The following is an 18138-nucleotide window of genomic DNA, read 5'->3' as shown; positions in this document are numbered from 1 at the left end:
GTTTTCTTTTAAAAAGAAGAAAACCTTGCTTGGTACTATTTAATGAGAATCGTAAAAATGGAATTATTTTTTCTGAGAATCAACGTAATTGCTGGGTGTTTGATGAAAGGTCTCTTTGAAACACTTCATGAAGTAAGAGGGTGTTCCGAACCCGACAGCATAGGCAACTTCGCTTATGTTTTGAGAGGAGTTTTCTAATAAAGGTAAGGCCATTTTTAAGCGTTGCGATCTAATAAAAGCTGAGGTTGACAATCCAGTAAATGCCATTAATTTTCTGTGCAATTGCATCCGACTCATATTGGCATATTCGCTAAATTTTTCAGCTGTAAATTCAGGGTCTGTAAGATGTTCGTCTAGCACTTTTTGAATATCATTCAAGAATTTTTCATCTGCAGATGTGACTTCTAAATTCTTAGGTTTTAAGATCAACTCCTGACTATATCTATCTCTTAAGGTTTTTCTAATATTAATAAGATTTGTAATGCGTTGTTCTAAAACGGCGAATTTAAATGGTTTGGTTACATAATCGTCAGCTCCTGAAATAAGGCCTTCTAACTCTACTTCTTCATTGAAGCCTGCTGTTAATAAAATTACGGGAATATGACTCGTTCTAGGATCTGTTTTTATAGTGTTGCATAACTCAATCCCGTTCATTAGTGGCATTTGAATGTCAGAAAGAATGACATCGGGAACGTACTCCAGCGCCAATTCTAACCCTATTTTTCCATTAGGAGCATCTAATACGTGATACGTATCCTTAAATGTTTTTACTACAAATTTTCGAACCTCATGATGGTCTTCGGCAATTAATAAAATTGGTAGCTCATTATTTTCTTTTTGCTTAAAAGTGGTTTGCTTTACTAGTGCTTGATCAACAACATCATCTTGTTTTTCATCTATCACAATCTTAGGTGTGAGGCTTTCTACAACAGCTGGTATTTCAACTTGAAAGCATATTTTTTTGTCATCATCAAGATATACATCAATCGTTCCCTTATATAGTTTCACCAATTCCTTTACGAGCGAAAGTCCTATTCCAGCCCCATCAGCATCTTTGTCAAATTGATAAAATCTGTTAAATAATTTATCAAGTTGTAATTCATCTGCATTGACAGTGTCATTTTTAACTAAGAGTGTTAGCCTATCATTTTTATGATCAGCCAGAAAGGTGCAAACTCCGTTTTCTGGAGTGTATTTAATGGCGTTAGAAAGAAGATTTGTAAGGATTTTTTCAATAATATCATCATCATAACTAATCAGGCCCCTAACATTGATCACTTTGGAAAAGTCAATCTTTTTCTGTTTGGCTTTATATTCAAACAATTCCGAAATACTGTGTAAAAATAAGCCAAGGTCTTCTGTTTTTAGTTTAATTTTTTGCTTCCCATCATCCAATCTTGCAAGTGCTAATAATTGATCTACCAAATCAGAAAGGCGGTTTACGTTTCTGGTAGCCATCGTCATGTTTGAGTGGTCTTTTTGAGACAAATCAGGTTCTCTTAACTTATCTTCTAGAGGAGCGGCAATTAATGTAAGTGGTGTCTTAAACTCATGTGCGATATCGGTGTATAATTTTGATTTTAGGGTATTCAGATTCTTGAATTTTTGTGCTTCATCTTCTTTCAATTTAAGATTTAGCTGCATCATCCAACGCCATTTCATATAACGGTAAACCGCAAATGCGAATGTTAGTGCTAACAGTAAATAAGCAATTTTCGCATACAAACTTAAATACCAAGGCGTCTTTATTTTGAATGAATAGGAGGCAGGAACGTCATTCCAAACTCCATCATAATTGCTCGATTTTACTTGAAAAGTATAATGGCCAGGTGGCAGTTGCGAATATCGCACGAAGTTATTGTACCCAGCTTGTATCCAATCCTCGTCATAGTCTAATAACTGGTATTGATATTTGTTTTTATCAGGAAGCGAAAATTGCATGCTTGAAAAAGTAAAGCCAATGGTATTTTTATTATAATCTAGTTCTGGTGCATTACTTAAAGGAAATTCCTGGTCAAGAACCTCCATTCCTGTAATTACTGTTTTTGGTAAGGTGTTATTCTCCTTAATATTTTCAGGAAGAAACCAATAAAATCCATCTAGACCCCCGAAGTACATCGTGCCATTTTCATGCTTAAAATACGCTCCAGTATTAAATTCAGTGGCTAATCCGTCGTAATTCGCGTAATTTTTGATAACTGGCTGATCATTATTTGCTGATGGTGTGAACTTGGTGATTCCTTTATTAGAACTTAGCCATAAATTCGAGCTTTCATCAGGCAAAATGGAATATATAACATTGTTTGGAAGACCATTTTCTATGGTGTATTTCTCACTTGATTTATCTATAACATTAAACTTTACTAGTCCATTACCATTGGTTCCAATCCAAAGGGCATTATCATTATAGTGCAATGATTTAATTGCTTTGAAGTCATTACTAATGATGTGCTCAATATTCCCCGTTTTGGTGTTGAAATAAATTAGACTATGTTGATCGGTACCTAACCACAAATTTCCTTTGTCGTCTTCTTCAATTACACGAATACTTGGGGTTGTTTTGGTGCTATTTTCATTTATAGTAATATCAAATTTGCTCTCTTTTTGAGATTTTTTATCGAATAAGATGAGTCCACTATTTTGAGTAGCTAGCCAAAATTGATCGTTTGAGTCTTGAAAAATATCCCATATTGTATTTGCCGAAAGGGAATTTGAATAATTAGTAAAACGTCCGTTTTCATCTAAAGTAGAAAGTCCTTTTCCTTGAGTTCCTATCCAAAGGTCATTGTCTTCATCTAAGTGAAGGCTCATTACTCTATCTGAGTTAATTTCTGAATTTATCGTCGAATAGGTCTTCCAACCATCCAATTGCAGATTGTATGATGTGAGTCCTTTTCCTGAGGTGCCAATCCAAATTTCATTATTAGAAACAGCTAATGAACGTACTACATCGATACTTATATTTTCTGGCGTTTGATAATTGGTAAATGAGTTGAACTTTTCAAGGTTTTCGTCGAAGTAACTAAGACCTGCACCATCTGTTCCGAACCAAATGGTGCCGAGGTAATCTTCATAAATACAAAGAACATCCTTATAGTGAAGGGCTCTTGGGTTGGTTTTTTGTGGTTCAAAATGATGCACTTTCCTATTATCATCATCTAACATATAAAGCCCGTCGCCATAGGTTGCTATCCATAAACGCTGTTTCGAATCAGAATGAAGATCTTGTATATTAATATTTTCTGGAAGCGCAGCCCAGCTTTTATAGACTAAAGGTCTTTTTAGTATACTATCGTTTTTCGCTTTATAGAATAACCCATTTCCAAAAGTAGCAACCCATAGCGCGCCATAGTCACCAAAAGTAAATGCACTAAAGTCGGTAATATCCGAATTGGTATTTTGAGATTGTGATGCGTAAACACTTAAATCCTGAGTGTTAATATCCACTTTTGCCAGCGTATTGTCGTAAAGAATATAAATAGCGCTGTTACTGGCTCTTTTAATTTGATGAATGATTTTTTTATTGGGATTATTTATTTTGATGTCGTTAATGGTTCCTGAACTACTGTTTAGAAAATATAAGATTCCAGTTGTAGTTCCAATCCAATAATTATCGTTGTCATCCTGATAAATGGTATACGCATTCTCGATATCGGGAATTGGCTCAAAAACAAGATTATTAGGATCACTTTTATATAACTTTCTATCTTCTGGAATAACCCAAATGTTATTTTTTCTGTCAATAAAAACCTTGCCTAGACTGCTAAATCCTGGTCGGGTAATGTCGGTAAATTGAAATGGAAATTGCTTAAATTTTTGTCCGTCGTATTTATTTAGACCGTCTTGGGTAGCAATCCATAAGGCTCCAATACTATCCTGTGCAACTGAGACGACACTATTTTGCGATAACCCTTCTTTAACGGATAATTGCCTAAACGTAATCTGATCTTGCCCTTGAAGTATTAGGCAAGAAAGGGACACTAAAAAGCATAAAAAAAAGGACATTCTTTGAAGACCAAAAAATATCCTATTATTACGCATCACTTGAAATTTTACTTCAAGATATAAGATTTTACGCTATTTTACATTGAAACTTTTCTTTTTCCCATCTATCTCGATGGCATATTTCCCTTTAAGCAAATAATAAGCACCATTTGTAGCTTCCTTTAAAACAAAATCCTTGTTCTTTTTTGTATATGCTTTTCGACCTTTTTCAGAGAAACTTAAGTCATACGATCCGTAATTAAAGCCTTTGTCGGCTTTAAAGGGAATTTCATTAATTACAATGCCTTTTTCTGAGAGTACTTTTACCGTGACATCTTTTGCTGAATTAGTGTAAAATGAAAAGCTCATTTCTGGCACGTAAGGATCCAGCCACTTGCTCCAAGAACCACCCCATCGGAAAGAATGTTTTACATCTTCTAGATCAAAAACTGTCATAGGGCTATTCATAATCGAGCTACTCATTTTTTGCAGTGGTGCAATATCAGTTCTATAAATACTACGTCCATGTGTGCCAACCACTAAATGCTTCGCTTCTTTTTGAACAACTAGATCATGAAATGCAACGTTGGGTAATCCTTTAGAGAATGCTTCCCAATTACTGCCCATATCGAATGAAACATAAAGTCCGTTATCCGTCCCGACATAAAGAATGTTTTCACTGACAGGATCCTCTTTAATAACATTTACAGGTGAATGTGGTAACTTAACTCCAATGTCTTTCCATGTCTTTCCATAGTCATTACTCATATACACATACGGTTTGAAATCATCATTTCGATAACCGTTTAAGCTGGCATATACACGTTCTTTTTTATGGTTAGATGCTTCAACCCGACTTACCCATAAATCTTTAGGAAGAGAGGTTGAGATGTTTTCCCAACTTCCACCAGCATTTTTGGTAATATGAATATGGCCATCATCACTACCTGTATAAATAAGACCGAATTTAAATGGCGATTCAGAAATTGTTGCAAGCGTACCATAAGCCACGTTTCCTTTTTTACCACCACCTGTTAAGTCATCAGAAATGGCTTCCCAGTCATCACCTTGATTCATTGATCGCATTAGTTTGTTACCACCTAAATACAGAATATCCTGATTATGTGGAGACAATAAAATAGGTGTTTGCCAATTAAACCGGTAAGGATTTTCCCCTAAAGTATGTTTCGGTTGAATATAAGTCCGTTTGTTCTTTTCAACATCGACTCTAAAGTAATTTCCGAATTGAAATCCGGTATATACAACATTACTATTTCGATTATCGATCTGCACTTGCATGCCGTCACCACCCATGATACTTTTCCAAGGATATTGCCCCGATTGATGCCATGCTCTGTTTTCTGAAGCGTCATGAGCGCCCATCCAAACACCATTATCTTGTAAGCCACCATAGACATTATAGGGCTCCTCATTGTCGACATTAATTGCATAAAATTGACCTACGGAAGGGGAGTTATTTTTGATCCAGGTTTCACCATCATCGTAAGTAATGTTAACACCACCATCATTTCCATTGATTAAATGCCCTGGCATGTTCGGATTAATCCATAAAGCATGATGGTCGGCATGTACATTTTCTTTTCCTATCGATTTAAAGGTTTTACCCCCATCTTTTGAAGTTAGAATGGGTACACCGTAAATGTAAATCCCATTTTCGTCACTAGGATCGACATAGATATGACCAAAATAATAGCCATAACTAAAGTAGATGCCATCTAAATAATCGTCATGCGTTTTTTTCCAGCTTTTACCGCCATCGGTGCTTTTATATACTTCCGTTCCAATTACCGGCGTGTCAAATAATAGGCTGTTAGCGTCTTCTAAATATTTAGCAAGGTCGATTGGTTTTACATTTCCACTTCGTACCATTTGCTTAACATTCTGAGCACGGTATTTTTCTTGAAAGTTGTTTTGCTTTAAAAACGTATTTAGTTTTTTGTCTTCTAGTGCTAAGAAAGCATCCGTCGTCATGGTTTTAAAATCGTCTTTTGTAAGACCACGTTTTTTGCTTTCTTCTTTCTTTTTCTCTCTACGGAATTGACTATCATGGATTGCATAAATCACATTATCATTAAAAGCAGCAAGTCCGATGCGACCGACGCCATTTCCAGTTGGGAAGCCGCTACCATCAACTGACATTTTTGTCCAACTATCCCCGCCATCGGTACTTTTATAAATACCGGAGTTGTTACCGCTACCATCAAAATTCCAAGCTTTTCTGTCTTTTGTCCAAGATGAAGCAAACATAATGTCAGGATTGGATGGCGATACAGAAACATCGATAATTCCGCTGGCATCATCAACAAACAAAGTTTGTTTCCACGTTTTACCACCATCGGTTGTTTTGTAAATACCGCGTTCTTTGTTCGGTGTGTATAAATGTCCAGTAACGCCCACAACTACTTCTTCCGGATTATTTTTATGGATAATAATTCGACCTATATGGTGCGAATCGTTTAACCCCATATTTTGCCAAGTCTTTCCGTTATCGGTTGACTTTAAAATGCCAATTCCGGCATACGAAGATCGAGAAGAGTTATTCTCACCCGTACCAACCCATATAGTTCTGCTATTCCAATCAATGGCAATATCGCCTACATTTTGAGTGTCAGAGGAATCTAAAATAGGTGTGAAGGAAGTACCGTTGTTTTTAGTATGCCATAGACCACCCGAAGCGTAGCCCACATAAAATTCAGTTGGATTTTTTGGGTTGACTGCAAGATCAACAACACGACCGCTCATTACCGTAGGACCAATATTATCAAAAGATACATTTTTAACGATAGAGCTCGTTTGCATTTGACGTTTGGTTTCTAACGATTGTATGACCTCAGCAGCCGATGAGGTGGTTTGGGAATAACTGAAAGAAAGGCCAGCTAGCGCCAGAACTAGAATTAGTTGTTTCATTTTTGGTGTGAATTAGTATCGTGAAGGTATCAATTATGATGTTTAAGGCAAAATCGACGATTTAACTTTAACAGCATATACCGTTGATGTCGTATTTTTGAAGAACAGCATTATTAATTTTCTCAACTAGAAAATTATTCAATAATCACTCTTAAATAATTCATCACGAAAATGAAATACCATCCTATAAACTCTGATCTATTTGTTAAGAATCGTAAGAACCTTATGGCCAAAATGAAGCCAAATAGCCTGGCGGTTTTTAATAGTAATGATATTTATCCAATAAGCGCAGATAGCACTATGCCATTCGAGCAGCATCGGGATATTTTTTATTTAAGTGGTGTAGATCAGGAGGAAAGTGTTTTAGTGTTATTTCCAGATTCACCTAAAGACAAGTTTAAAGAAGTGCTTTTTTTAAGAGAAACCAACGAACATATTGCGATATGGGAAGGAGAAAAACTAACTAAGGAGAAGGCGCTTGAGACCACTGGTGTACAATCGGTTTTTTGGCTGCAGGATTTTGAGAAGGTGTTTTTTGAAATGATGAGTTACGCAGATGCGATCTACTATAATACTAATGAACATTACCGAGCATCTGTGGAAACGGAAACCCGTGAGGATCGATTCATCAAGTGGAGTAAACAGAAATATCCGGCTCATACTGTTTTAAAGAGTAATCCCATTTTACAACGCTTGCGATCGGTTAAGGATCAAATAGAAATCGGTCTGATTCAACAAGCTTGTGATATTACGGAAAAGGGATTTAGACGCTTACTTGGTTTTGTAAAACCAGATGTTTGGGAATATGAAATAGAAGCAGAATTATTGCATGAATTTATAAGAAATCGATCTAAAAAGTTTGCATATACGCCAATTATAGCTTCAGGCAATAATGCGAATGTACTGCACTATATAGAGAACAATCAACAGTGTAAAGCAGGTGAATTGATCTTGATGGATGTCGCTGCAGAATATGCCAATTACAGTAGTGATATGTCTAGAACTATCCCCGTTTCTGGTCGATATACTGACAGACAAAAAGCTGTTTATAATGCTGTATTGCGAGTAAAAAATGAAGCGACAAAAATGTTGGTTCCTGGAGTATTGTGGGAGCAATATCATGTTGAAGTTGGTAAACTAATGACTAGCGAATTATTGGGTTTAGGCTTATTAGATAAAGCCGATGTTAAAAATGAAAATAAAGATTGGCCCGCTTACAAAAAGTACTTTATGCATGGCACGTCACACCATATGGGTTTAGATACTCATGATTATGGTTTGCTACATGAACCAATGCAGGCTAATATGGTTTTTACGGTGGAGCCTGGTATTTATATTCCCGATGAAGGTTTCGGTATTCGCCTTGAAGATAATGTGGTCGTTCAAGAAAGCGGAGCGCCATTTAACTTGATGCGTAATATTCCGATCGAGACTGATGAAATAGAAGAGTTAATGAATTCCTAGAGGAACGCAACCATATTAGTAATTTTCTATCATAGAGAAAAGGTCTTGACATGAAAAACTACCTTGTTTTGCTTTTCGGATTACTTATTTTATGTTCCTGTAATGATAATGATACATTACTTAACGAGGAATTGCCACAAACCTGGCAATTGGTTCGTATGACTGGATCAATAGCCAATTCAGAGACTACAGGCAGTGATATGGCTTGGCAAGAAACCATTGTTTTTAAAATTAATAGGAAATTTGTAAAGACGAGGGTTAGAGACGGGGCTACTACTTCTGCATCGGGGACTTTTACTCCAGCAGATCCTGAAAGTGGGAACATTGTAGTACTAACCTACAACGAAAGCAATACTCTAAGAGCAAGCTGCAGTGGAGACCTTACAGAGCACTTAGGCGCCACTGAAGATGGTACTACACTATATGGTACCTGGAATGCTTGTGATGGTCCTGGGCTTGAATATAAACGAATTAATTAGGGAAAAATCTACTAAATTAATAGGATTAATCCCCTGTACATTTGGGCAAATACACTTCATAATTTCTGGATTGCCTGCATCATCTTTGTAATCTATTAATCATAAACAAACAGAGATGAAATTTGAAATGTACAAAGACAAAGGCGGGGAGTTTCGCTTTAGACTGAAAGCATCAAACGGAGAAAACATTCTTAAGAGTGAAGGCTATGTTGTTCGGGCAAGCTGTAAAAACGGAATCGATTCTGTGAAAATGAATTCTGATAAAGATCGTCGATATGTGCGTCTTGTTGCTAAAAATGGCGAACCTTATTTCAACTTAAAAGCGAGTAATGGTCGTGTTATAGGTACGAGTGAAACTTATTCAAGTAAACAGGCTTGTGAAAATGGGATACGATCGGTGATGACAAACGCGCCAGCAGCGACAATAGAGGATTTAACTTAGTGCCTAGTCGAGCCGCAAGTGTTCAGGAAGACCTATTTCAATAATATGATTTTTGACAATTATTTCTTCAACTGAATATAAACAGGAAAGTGATCACTATAACCGCCTAGGTATTTTTTACCAGCATAAGTTCTATACGGAATGCCTTTGTGGCGACCTTCATAGACTTTTAAAAACTTATCATCGAAAACGTCGGCATGCGCAAAAGTATGGCCGTCGTTTTCTTTTTTGAAAAAGTTGTGTGTAAAGATTATCTGATCAAAAATATTCCAATTGCCCTTATAACTCAGACTACCTTTAGTAAAAGAAAGAAGCGTCTCCATTGGATTGTAAAGCTGAGGACTCATTAAATGATCTTTGATACTAGGACTGTGAGGATCGTCATTAAAATCACCCATAATAATGATTTTGGCATCCTTATATATCTGATAAATCTCACTCACAATTTGTTGCACTAATTGTGCAGCAGCAATGCGTTTAGGTTGAGTTACATCAGAACCATCTCTACGGGACGGCCAATGATTAACCAGTACATGAATTAGTTCGCCGTTTAATTTTCCCGAAACCAACAATACATCGCGCGTATAGTCGCGTTCACCATATTCGTCCTCGAGCATAAGTGGATACATTTTGGTCGTTTCAACCTCAAAATGTTTTTTTTGGTAGAGCAAGCCAACATCCATACCCCGCTCATCAGGTGAATCGAAATGAACAATGTCGAAGCCGTGTTTTTGTAAGTTTTTTGTTTTGATCAAGTCTTGTAAAACACGTTTGTTTTCTACTTCGGCAACACCTACAAGTGTCGGTGCTTTTTTTGATTTATGATAGCCGACGTTCGAAATGGCCGTACCTAGTTTAAAGAGCTTCTTTTCATAACGTTCTTGAGTCCACCTTTTTTTTCCATCAGGCAGGAAATCGTCATCCATGGTTTTTAAGTCATCTTTAGTGTCAAACAGATTTTCTAAATTGTAAAAAGCTACAGTATAAATATCGTTAAGCGGAAGTGTATTTAGGGATTTAATATCCATTTCAAAAGTTTTTCAAAATCTAAAATACAAAACTATCAACACGAAAAGGGCAATTGCTTGTACTATGATAACTTTTGGATTAAAGACCTTAAACTCCGTTCTATGACTGGCTACTGACTACCGATTTTGTACCTTTGCCACCTATTAAAAGTATATGCTCGAAAAAAAGGAAATAGGATACGAAAAAACGGTGCTCATAGGCGTGATCACTCGTGATCAAAATGAAGAAAAGTCTAAAGAGTATTTAGATGAATTAGAGTTTTTGACCTATACGGCTGGTGGTGAAGTAGTAAAACGCTTTACCCAGAAAATGGATATGCCAAACCCTAAAACATTCATCGGAACTGGAAAGATGGAAGAGGTAGAGCAATTTGTGCATGATAATGATATCGGCACGGTTGTTTTTGATGATGAACTTACTCCTGCTCAACAAAAAAATAACGAGCGTATTCTTCGATGCAAAATTATAGATCGAACCAATTTAATACTCGATATTTTTGCACAACGAGCACAAACTAGCTACGCGAGAACGCAGGTTGAACTGGCTCAATATCAATATTTGTTACCTCGACTGGCTGGTATGTGGACCCACCTTGAAAGACAAAAAGGGGGTATTGGTATGCGGGGTCCTGGTGAAACCGAAATCGAGACCGATAGACGTATCGTTCGCGATAAAATATCCTTACTTAGGAAAAAGCTGAAGACCATCGATAAACAAATGGCAGTGCAGCGAAGTAACCGTGGGCAGTTAGTTCGTGTTGCCTTGGTAGGTTATACCAATGTAGGTAAAAGTACATTGATGAATGTCATAAGTAAGAGTGATGTATTTGCTGAAAATAAACTGTTTGCGACCCTAGATACCACGGTTCGTAAAGTGGTGATAAAAAACCTTCCTTTTTTGTTAAGTGATACAGTTGGGTTTATTAGAAAACTACCTACACAATTAGTAGAGTCTTTTAAAAGTACACTGGATGAGGTTCGGGAGGCCGACTTATTGTTACACGTAGTTGATATTTCGCATCCTAATTTTGAAGACCATATAGCTTCGGTAAATGAGATTTTAGATGAGATAAAAGGAGCCGATAAACCGACCATGATGATTTTCAATAAAATCGATGCCTACAAACATGAAACGATTGATGAAGACGATCTAATTACTGAAAAAACCAAAATTCACTACACGCTAGATGATTGGAAAAAAACCTGGATGGGTAAAGTAGGAGAGAATGCTATATTTATTTCTGCAATTAATAAAGAGAATCTCGAAGAATTTCGGGAGCAAGTTTATAGTGCGGTACGTGAAATTCATGTTACCCGTTTTCCTTATAACAAGTTTTTGTATCAAGAGTATGATCAGTATGAATAGCTAGATATACTCAGAAATGGATTGGTATAGCATTTATTTAAAAATTAGTATGTTTGTACTAATTGTAAGTAAAATATAGTTTTTTTATACTATTTTTTGAAGAATACTAAAGAACATATACTTGAAACCGCTACAGAACTTTTTAATGAAAAAGGGTTTTTTAATGTGAGTATTAAAGAGATTGCGGACGAAATGAAAATAAGCCCTGGCAATCTTACCTACCATTTTAAAAGGAAAGAACAATTACTTGATGCCATTCAAGAAGAGATTTTAAACGCTTCAAAAAATATTATTGTTCCAGAAGGGAAGTATGTCACGCTAGAACATTTTGAATTGATGTTTCAAAAATTTTGTGCCGTCCAAGATCGATATCGTTTTTACTTCACTAATATTTTATATCTGACTGTTGCTCATCCAACGGTATTAGAAAAGTACAAGGTGAGAACGTCAAAACGCTTAGAAGATGCTCGAAAACTGGTGGACTATTATATCAGCACAAATAGGCTAAAACCAGAAAGTGATGAGCTAGACTATACCTACTTAATCCATAATCTGTGGATAGTAAATATGTTTTGGAAAAACAGTTCATCATTGATCGATCTTGAAAAAACCAATTATCTCGCAAAACAATCCCCTATGCAATCGCTTTGGTTTATGCTAAAACCTTACCTAACAGAAAAAGGACTCATAGAGTACCAGGAAATAAGAGATTTAAAAAAATCTGGTGGGATTTTACCCACTAGCTAAAATATTTTCCTTTTTAGAAAGGACATGAAAAAGAATTAAAACAAATTATATTATGGCAGTACCAAATCCACCTTTAGAAATGTTACCTGGCAATATTCCAATGCCTCCAACTTTCAACACAATTGAAGAAGAACGCAAGTATCTAAAACATAAACTGACGGGAGCTTTTCGCATTTTTGGAAAGTTCGGATTTTCTGAAGGAGTCGCAGGTCATATTACTGTGCGTGACCCTGAGTTAAAGGACCATTTTTGGGTAAATCCGTTTGGGGTTTCATTTAACCAAATTGTGTCTGATCATTTGTTATTGGTTAATCACAAGGGCGAAGTTGTAGAAGGAAACCTTCCTGTAAATCGAGCTGCCTTTGCAATTCATTCGCAAATTCATGAGGCAAGACCTGATGTGATTGCAGCTGCCCATTCCCATTCCGTCTACGGCAAAGCATTTTCTGCTTTAGGGCAAGAGTTGGCTCCAATAACGCAAGATGCTTGTGCTTTTTATAAAGACCATGCCTTGTTCAATGATTATACAGGTGTCGTAAATGAATTAGATGAAGGAAAACGCATTGCCGAAGCCTTATCAGATTATAAAGCAGCAATTTTACAAAATCATGGCTTGATTACTGTGGGTCACTCAATCGATGAAGCTGTTTGGTGGTTTGTTACTATGGAACGCAGTTGTCAAGCACAATTATTGGCAATGCAAACGGGTCAGAAACTAATTGAAATAGATCATGAAATAGCAATGAAAACACGTCAAGAATTAGGTTTTCCTTTAGCCGGATATTTTCAATTTCAACCTATGTGGCAGGACATTTGCGCATCACAAAAATTCTAGTAACTTCCCAATATGGATGAACTAAGTTCGTTAATCGTTGGGATTTCCCTAATGATCATTATGTTTGGAATGGGATTGTCACTAACCATTTCAGACTTTAAACGCGTAGTAGAAGAACCGAAAGCGATCTTAATAGGATTGCTAAACCAGCTAGTGTTACTTCCGATTATTGGGTTTACACTAGTTACTTTAATAGAGGTTCCTGGCGAAATTGCAATAGGAATTATGATTTTAGCAGCCTGTCCTGGCGGCGCTACATCTAACATTATCGCTTTTTTAGCAAAAGGAGATACTGCTCTTTCGGTGAGTTTAACTGCTGTAGCGAGTATCGTCACCATTTTTACCATACCCTTAATTATTGGGTTTTCGATAGCTCATTTTCAATCTTTAGAGGCGCAAATGGAACTAGACTCCATGAAAATGATTATTCAACTATTATCTATTGTGGTCATACCAGTAATGATAGGAATGTTGCTAAGAGCTAAGGCGACAAGGTTTGCTATAAAAATGGAAAAAACCGTACACATTATTTCTACCGTTTTATTTATACTAATTACGGTAGGTTTAATTTTTAAGGAGCGTGCCAATATCATTCCGTATTTCAAGCAAGCCGGTATTCCTACCACTTTGTTAAATGTCATTAGTTTATCATTAGGTTATTTAATCGCACGTTCGTTTCGATTAAGAAAAGCGCAGTCAATCAGTATTGCCGTAGAATCCGGAGTTCAAAATTCAGGATTGGCAATTACCATTGCGATTGTAACATTACAAAATACTACTTACGGAATTGCAGCTGCTATTTACACTTTAATTATGTACGCATCTGCATTTTTTATTATCATGTACGGCAGAGCGCAGAAAAGGATGGCATAACCCTTATTTACATTTCTAAAATAAAAAAGACCCTTGAAAAACAGCAAGGGCCTTCTGATGAATTTTGACTAATTCAAGTAATTATGTTGGGGATAACTGTTGTTTTAAAACGAATAATTTAATCCTAATAACCAGTAGGTTTGCAGGTCATTATCAACGGTATCAAACGTAGTTGTAGGTTCGCTAGCTAAAGCAAAGTTTAAAGCTTCCTGCTTATTGCTACGTAAACCAAAATCAAATCCTAAGCCAATTTTTTTCCAAAGCGTATATCCGAACGAGTTGATCCACGTCCAGTTAGAAAGATCTCCATTCTCGTAACTTTGAAACGCAGATAAATTACTTTTTAAACTTACAGGACCTAATTTACGGGTATAATCGGCTACAATTTTTGCACCTGTCGAAGATTCGAATACCGCGTCATTTTCAGCAAAAACAAAATTGTAGTTAAGTGGGTGAATTACAACTACTAAATCCGCAATAGGCGTCCATGTCATACCAATACCAGCGTCTAAATATCCTGGATCATTAAAATTATTTAGTATAGTAGTACGATATTCAACAAGACCTGAAACGGCCCATTTTTCACTTAACTTTCTTCCGTATAAGGAAGTGATATTAAATACGTCTGTTGCTTCTCTAAAGCCTTCCTCAGCTTCGACTACATCTTTATCATCAAACTTAACCCAAGCAAGATTAACGTTAGCTGAGTTCCTCCAGAAGAACTTTTCTTCTTTTAAGTTGGCAAAAGCATTTACAGTAAAACCAATATTTCCTGATGAAACGTTTGGTGACCCTTGTGCGTACCAATTACTAAATTCTGATATATTGAAACCTATAGTTCCAAAAGCACCAGTTTTCCATCCTGGCATAGCGTCTATTTTTGCCTGGATGGCATCAACCTCACCTTGTAATTTGGCAATTGAGTCTTTTTTTGGCGCTTGTTGCGCTTTTAGTTCTTCTACAGTTTGGGCAAATGTTATGCTACCTACCAGTAGCATTACTCCGCATAAGAGGTGTTTTTTCATAATGATTTTTTAAGGTTTATGTTTTGTTATTTATTTATGTACGATTACATATCTAAAATTAGACCACTTGACTTTCAAGTTTTTAGAAGTATGAAGAAGAAATAAACAATTTTATGAACGCTTCTTGTAAAGCGGTACTGAAGAGCAAGCTTCGCCATACATTATTGACTTTGCAATACCCTCAAGTTTTGAAGAAAGAAATAAGTAAGCATTTGCTGGTACTGGTTTATTAGAACAGCCTTTAATGATAATAGGCTTGTCTTGATATTCTGCTACAGGAAGGTCGCTGATGATTTCCTGGTAAATAGCAGTTTCAAGCGTTTCAAGATCTCCGGTGACTGCTTTTTTGGCAAAAGGACTTAGTTGAATAGTCAATAGCATATAGGCCCAACCCGGAATAATGGCATCAGAAGAGCAGGTAAGCGCAACATAGAAATCTTGATATTGACCCCAATCATGATTTTTTACATGCGCTCTAAACTCTTTTTCGCGCAATACGAAACCTTCATAAAGCCAATCTTTAATATCAAACAATACTCGTTTTCCTTCCGGATAAAAATCCTCAAGGTCGATGGTTATTAATTTGCTATTCGCAACTCTATTTATGATTTCTTTTTCCATTCAAAAAAATGATTTAAAAGGAGTAAGCACCCCTCAAGGGGAGACTACTAAAATAAATACAAACGAAAAACACCTAGGTAGAAGCTTAAAGCATTCCCAACTCTAGCTTCGCTTCTTCGCTCATTAGGTCTTGGCTCCACGGCGGATCAAAAGTGATTTCTACCTCGGCGTCTTTAATGTCTTTGAGGGACTTTACTTTATCTTCAACTTCGGCTGGTAATGTTTCGGCAACCGGGCAGTTGGGTGTTGTTAAGGTCATTAAAATCTTAACTTCATCATCTTCATTTACCAAAACATCGTAAATAAGGCCTAGCTCGTATATATCAACAGGAATTTCAGGATCGTAAATAGTCTTTAAAACTCTTACGATCTTTTCTCCTAATTCTTCAGTATTTTTTTCTTCACTCATATCAATTCAATTGCGTTTGATACGCAATTGCATACATTTTTAATTGTTTGATCATCGATACCAATCCGTTTGCCCGGGTAGGAGAAAGATGTTCTTTTAGTCCGATCTCGTCTATGAAATCAGTATTAGCTTCTATAATATCTTTTGGGTGCTGATTAGAAAAAGCACGTATTAAAATGGCGATGATTCCCTTGGTAATAATCGCATCGCTATCTGCGGTGAATTTTAATTTGTCATCTTCCATTTCAGCATGCACCCACACTTTGCTTTGACAACCTTTAATGATGTTTTCATCTATTTTATATTGGTCGTCAATAATAGGCAAAGACTTACCAAGATCAATCATATATTCATAGCGCTGCATCCAGTCGTCGAACATAGAAAACTCATCAACAATCTCGTCTTGTATTTCTTTTATGGTCATTACCTTGTACTTTGAGGCAAAAGTACGATAAGAATTACTGCTATTCAACAGTTTCTGCCAATGACAAGATTAGTTCAACCAATGGTTTTAATTCTGATGGGGGGTTACCATGATCGAATAAAGATTCGCCGTATATACTGTCTTTATAAATTACTTTTAGGCTTGCATGGGCTGCTCTATCGGAAAAACGGTTTTCGGTAGAAGGCTTGTAAGTAGCTAATTTGTTAAGATCAATATTTTCTAAATGCTCTTGTATTTTTTTCCACTGTTTAGTGGTGCATTTCTTGCTATCAACATCATTTCGGTTGAAATCGCTAGATTGTTTGATCGTTTCTTTATCAACCAGTATTAAATGAAAAAAACCTCTTGATTCTGAAGTATATTCTAACTGTATATTACTTTTATCTATAGGTCGCTCTTGCGCACATGCACCAAAAAAGGCTAAGCTTACTATAATACTTAATATTTGTTTCATTTTTCAATTCATTTTTTGAACGAAGGAGGCACGAGGGCCATCTGCTTCAAAAACGGCTCTCATTCTTGTTTTTTGTCCTTCAGTAAACATAAACATACAGGCATCATCAACATAATCCATATAATTCATTGTCATGTCATTAGTCTCACAATTAATTGTAGGATATGCAGGACAGCCATTATTGGGGCGATCTGAAATTGGAGTGTCGCTTACAAAATCGTCGGAATTACAGTCACCATCTCCCCAAATATGCCTTAAATTAAGCCAATGTCCTATTTCATGAGTTAAGGTTCTACCTTTATCAAATGGGGCTTGAACAAAACCGGTAGTGCCAAAGAATTGTGGAGAAACTACGACTCCATCGGTAAGGGGATTATCTCCTGGAAATTGTGCATAGCCCAAAATTCCACTTCCAATATTGCATACCCAAATATTCAAGTGACCTGTAGGATCGGCAACATCAATACCTCCGCTTGAAGAAAATTTCATTTCATCGTTAGTTCCCCATGAATTTCGTGTACTTAACTTTCTTTGAGTTTGTCGCAAATCAAATTGAACCTTGATGTTTGATGCTATCTCTTTAAATTCTTCAGGTATTTGATCTATATCCATATTCTTCTTGCTGAAATCCTTGTTTAGAACATCAATTTGTGATTTTATTTGGGCGTCACTTATGTTTTGATCCTCATTACTATATATAACATTTACAACTACTGGAATGGTAATAGTGTCTTCGGCAAGATTGGTTTGCGTCTTTGATAAGGTTATATATCGTTGAGTTGCTTCCTCAATGTTTTGCATTCTCTTTCTGAACAACGAGTCTTTAGCTAAATGTTCTTCCAAGACTTTCATTGTGGCGCATTTTCTTGAAATAGAATTTGTGTCATTTTTGACATGTCTTACTGTGCCATTTTTCTTTTTGACATTATCACAAGATACAAGTATTATAAATAACATCGGTAGTACTACTAAAAGAGGTCTCATAATATCGAGGGATTTTAATAGATACGTTTTTAAAGTTACTTTTAGCTTGAAGAA

16 protein-coding genes are annotated in these 18138 nt (G+C 36.3%); 7 read left to right on the top strand and 9 right to left on the bottom strand.

Going from position 1 to position 18138, the window contains the following annotated elements; translation table 11 throughout:
- Nucleotides 1–63: 63 nt before the first annotated feature.
- Both GWK10_RS07565 and GWK10_RS07560 read right to left on the bottom strand, forming a co-directional pair.
- Nucleotides 64–4005 carry a two-component regulator propeller domain-containing protein gene (locus tag GWK10_RS07565; protein ID WP_164031126.1) on the bottom strand — a complete coding sequence of 1314 codons (3942 nt, stop codon included), beginning with the start codon at nt 4003–4005 and terminating at the stop codon, nt 64–66.
- 72 nt (nt 4006–4077) lie between these two features.
- A complete protein-coding gene (locus GWK10_RS07560) occupies nt 4078–6912 on the bottom strand; it encodes a VPS10 domain-containing protein (RefSeq protein WP_164031123.1) in 2835 nt (944 codons plus the stop codon).
- 171 nt (nt 6913–7083) lie between these two features.
- Here GWK10_RS07560 and GWK10_RS07555 point away from each other — a divergent pair, with 171 nt between their 5' ends.
- The 3 genes from GWK10_RS07555 to GWK10_RS07545 all read left to right on the top strand — a co-directional run bounded on the left by GWK10_RS07555 (nt 7084) and on the right by GWK10_RS07545 (nt 9297).
- The gene (locus GWK10_RS07555; RefSeq protein ID WP_164031121.1) at nt 7084–8376 is read left to right on the top strand and encodes an aminopeptidase P family protein; all 1293 of its coding nucleotides are present in this window, start codon (nt 7084–7086) and stop codon (nt 8374–8376) included.
- Nucleotides 8377–8426: 50 nt separating this feature from the next.
- Nucleotides 8427–8855, top strand: a complete 429-nt coding sequence (locus tag GWK10_RS07550) for a hypothetical protein (protein WP_164031118.1) — start codon at nt 8427–8429, stop codon at nt 8853–8855.
- A 115-nt stretch (nt 8856–8970) separates the two neighbouring features.
- On the top strand, nt 8971–9297 hold the full coding sequence (locus GWK10_RS07545; RefSeq protein ID WP_164031114.1) for a YegP family protein: 327 nt from the start codon (nt 8971–8973) through the stop codon (nt 9295–9297).
- Nucleotides 9298–9356: 59 nt separating this feature from the next.
- Here the strand turns inward: GWK10_RS07545 and GWK10_RS07540 are convergent, their stop codons facing one another.
- Nucleotides 9357–10325 (bottom strand): endonuclease/exonuclease/phosphatase family protein, encoded by a 969-nt coding sequence (locus GWK10_RS07540; RefSeq protein ID WP_164031111.1) that lies wholly within the window; start codon nt 10323–10325, stop codon nt 9357–9359.
- Between the two features lie 154 nt (nt 10326–10479).
- Between GWK10_RS07540 and hflX the strand changes: the two genes are divergently transcribed.
- The 4 genes from hflX (at nt 10480) to GWK10_RS07520 (ending at nt 14146) form a co-directional block, all read left to right on the top strand.
- Entirely contained in the window at nt 10480–11691 is a 1212-nt protein-coding gene (hflX, locus tag GWK10_RS07535; RefSeq protein WP_164031108.1) for a GTPase HflX, read from the top strand.
- Nucleotides 11692–11787: 96 nt separating this feature from the next.
- Nucleotides 11788–12438, top strand: coding sequence for a TetR/AcrR family transcriptional regulator (locus tag GWK10_RS07530; protein ID WP_164031105.1), 651 nt, complete (start codon nt 11788–11790; stop codon nt 12436–12438).
- Nucleotides 12439–12490: 52 nt separating this feature from the next.
- Nucleotides 12491–13273, top strand: a complete 783-nt coding sequence (locus tag GWK10_RS07525; RefSeq protein WP_204263102.1) for a class II aldolase/adducin family protein — start codon at nt 12491–12493, stop codon at nt 13271–13273.
- Between the two features lie 12 nt (nt 13274–13285).
- On the top strand, nt 13286–14146 hold the full coding sequence (locus GWK10_RS07520; protein ID WP_164031102.1) for a bile acid:sodium symporter family protein: 861 nt from the start codon (nt 13286–13288) through the stop codon (nt 14144–14146).
- A 104-nt stretch (nt 14147–14250) separates the two neighbouring features.
- On the opposite strand, the gene GWK10_RS07515 is transcribed toward GWK10_RS07520, so the two are convergent.
- From GWK10_RS07515 to GWK10_RS07490, 6 genes are all read right to left on the bottom strand, one after another.
- The gene (locus GWK10_RS07515) at nt 14251–15171 is read right to left on the bottom strand and encodes a DUF3078 domain-containing protein (protein WP_164031099.1); all 921 of its coding nucleotides are present in this window, start codon (nt 15169–15171) and stop codon (nt 14251–14253) included.
- A gap of 111 nt (nt 15172–15282) precedes the next feature.
- Nucleotides 15283–15792 (bottom strand): DUF2480 family protein, encoded by a 510-nt coding sequence (locus GWK10_RS07510; RefSeq protein ID WP_164031095.1) that lies wholly within the window; start codon nt 15790–15792, stop codon nt 15283–15285.
- 85 nt (nt 15793–15877) lie between these two features.
- The gene (locus tag GWK10_RS07505) at nt 15878–16201 is read right to left on the bottom strand and encodes an SUF system Fe-S cluster assembly protein (protein ID WP_164031091.1); all 324 of its coding nucleotides are present in this window, start codon (nt 16199–16201) and stop codon (nt 15878–15880) included.
- A gap of 1 nt (nt 16202) precedes the next feature.
- On the bottom strand, nt 16203–16625 hold the full coding sequence (locus GWK10_RS07500) for a SufE family protein (protein ID WP_164031088.1): 423 nt from the start codon (nt 16623–16625) through the stop codon (nt 16203–16205).
- A 40-nt stretch (nt 16626–16665) separates the two neighbouring features.
- On the bottom strand, nt 16666–17100 hold the full coding sequence (locus GWK10_RS07495; protein WP_164031084.1) for a hypothetical protein: 435 nt from the start codon (nt 17098–17100) through the stop codon (nt 16666–16668).
- 3 nt (nt 17101–17103) lie between these two features.
- On the bottom strand, nt 17104–18084 hold the full coding sequence (locus GWK10_RS07490) for a zinc metalloprotease (RefSeq protein ID WP_164031081.1): 981 nt from the start codon (nt 18082–18084) through the stop codon (nt 17104–17106).
- Nucleotides 18085–18138: the final 54 nt, after the last annotated feature.

Source organism: Spongiivirga citrea (genome assembly GCF_010671565.1).
Lineage (GTDB): Bacteria > Bacteroidota > Bacteroidia > Flavobacteriales > Flavobacteriaceae > Spongiivirga > Spongiivirga citrea.
Note: the sequence above shows the minus strand (reverse complement) of the source record. Positions and strands in the feature narration are given on the sequence as shown.

Excerpts from the sequence above, each read along its gene's own strand:
- GWK10_RS07565 (WP_164031126.1), bottom strand. The coding sequence starts at position 4,005 with ATGTCCTTTTTTTTATGCTTTTTAGTGTCCCTTTCTTGCCTAATACTT.
- GWK10_RS07560 (WP_164031123.1), bottom strand. The coding sequence starts at position 6,912 with ATGAAACAACTAATTCTAGTTCTGGCGCTAGCTGGCCTTTCTTTCAGT.
- GWK10_RS07555 (WP_164031121.1), top strand. The coding sequence starts at position 7,084 with ATGAAATACCATCCTATAAACTCTGATCTATTTGTTAAGAATCGTAAG.
- GWK10_RS07550 (WP_164031118.1), top strand. The coding sequence starts at position 8,427 with ATGAAAAACTACCTTGTTTTGCTTTTCGGATTACTTATTTTATGTTCC.
- GWK10_RS07545 (WP_164031114.1), top strand. The coding sequence starts at position 8,971 with ATGAAATTTGAAATGTACAAAGACAAAGGCGGGGAGTTTCGCTTTAGA.
- GWK10_RS07540 (WP_164031111.1), bottom strand. The coding sequence starts at position 10,325 with ATGGATATTAAATCCCTAAATACACTTCCGCTTAACGATATTTATACT.
- hflX (WP_164031108.1), top strand. The coding sequence starts at position 10,480 with ATGCTCGAAAAAAAGGAAATAGGATACGAAAAAACGGTGCTCATAGGC.
- GWK10_RS07525 (WP_204263102.1), top strand. The coding sequence starts at position 12,491 with ATGGCAGTACCAAATCCACCTTTAGAAATGTTACCTGGCAATATTCCA.
- GWK10_RS07520 (WP_164031102.1), top strand. The coding sequence starts at position 13,286 with ATGGATGAACTAAGTTCGTTAATCGTTGGGATTTCCCTAATGATCATT.
- GWK10_RS07515 (WP_164031099.1), bottom strand. The coding sequence starts at position 15,171 with ATGAAAAAACACCTCTTATGCGGAGTAATGCTACTGGTAGGTAGCATA.
- GWK10_RS07510 (WP_164031095.1), bottom strand. The coding sequence starts at position 15,792 with ATGGAAAAAGAAATCATAAATAGAGTTGCGAATAGCAAATTAATAACC.
- GWK10_RS07505 (WP_164031091.1), bottom strand. The coding sequence starts at position 16,201 with ATGAGTGAAGAAAAAAATACTGAAGAATTAGGAGAAAAGATCGTAAGA.
- GWK10_RS07500 (WP_164031088.1), bottom strand. The coding sequence starts at position 16,625 with ATGACCATAAAAGAAATACAAGACGAGATTGTTGATGAGTTTTCTATG.
- GWK10_RS07495 (WP_164031084.1), bottom strand. The coding sequence starts at position 17,100 with ATGAAACAAATATTAAGTATTATAGTAAGCTTAGCCTTTTTTGGTGCA.
- GWK10_RS07490 (WP_164031081.1), bottom strand. The coding sequence starts at position 18,084 with ATGAGACCTCTTTTAGTAGTACTACCGATGTTATTTATAATACTTGTA.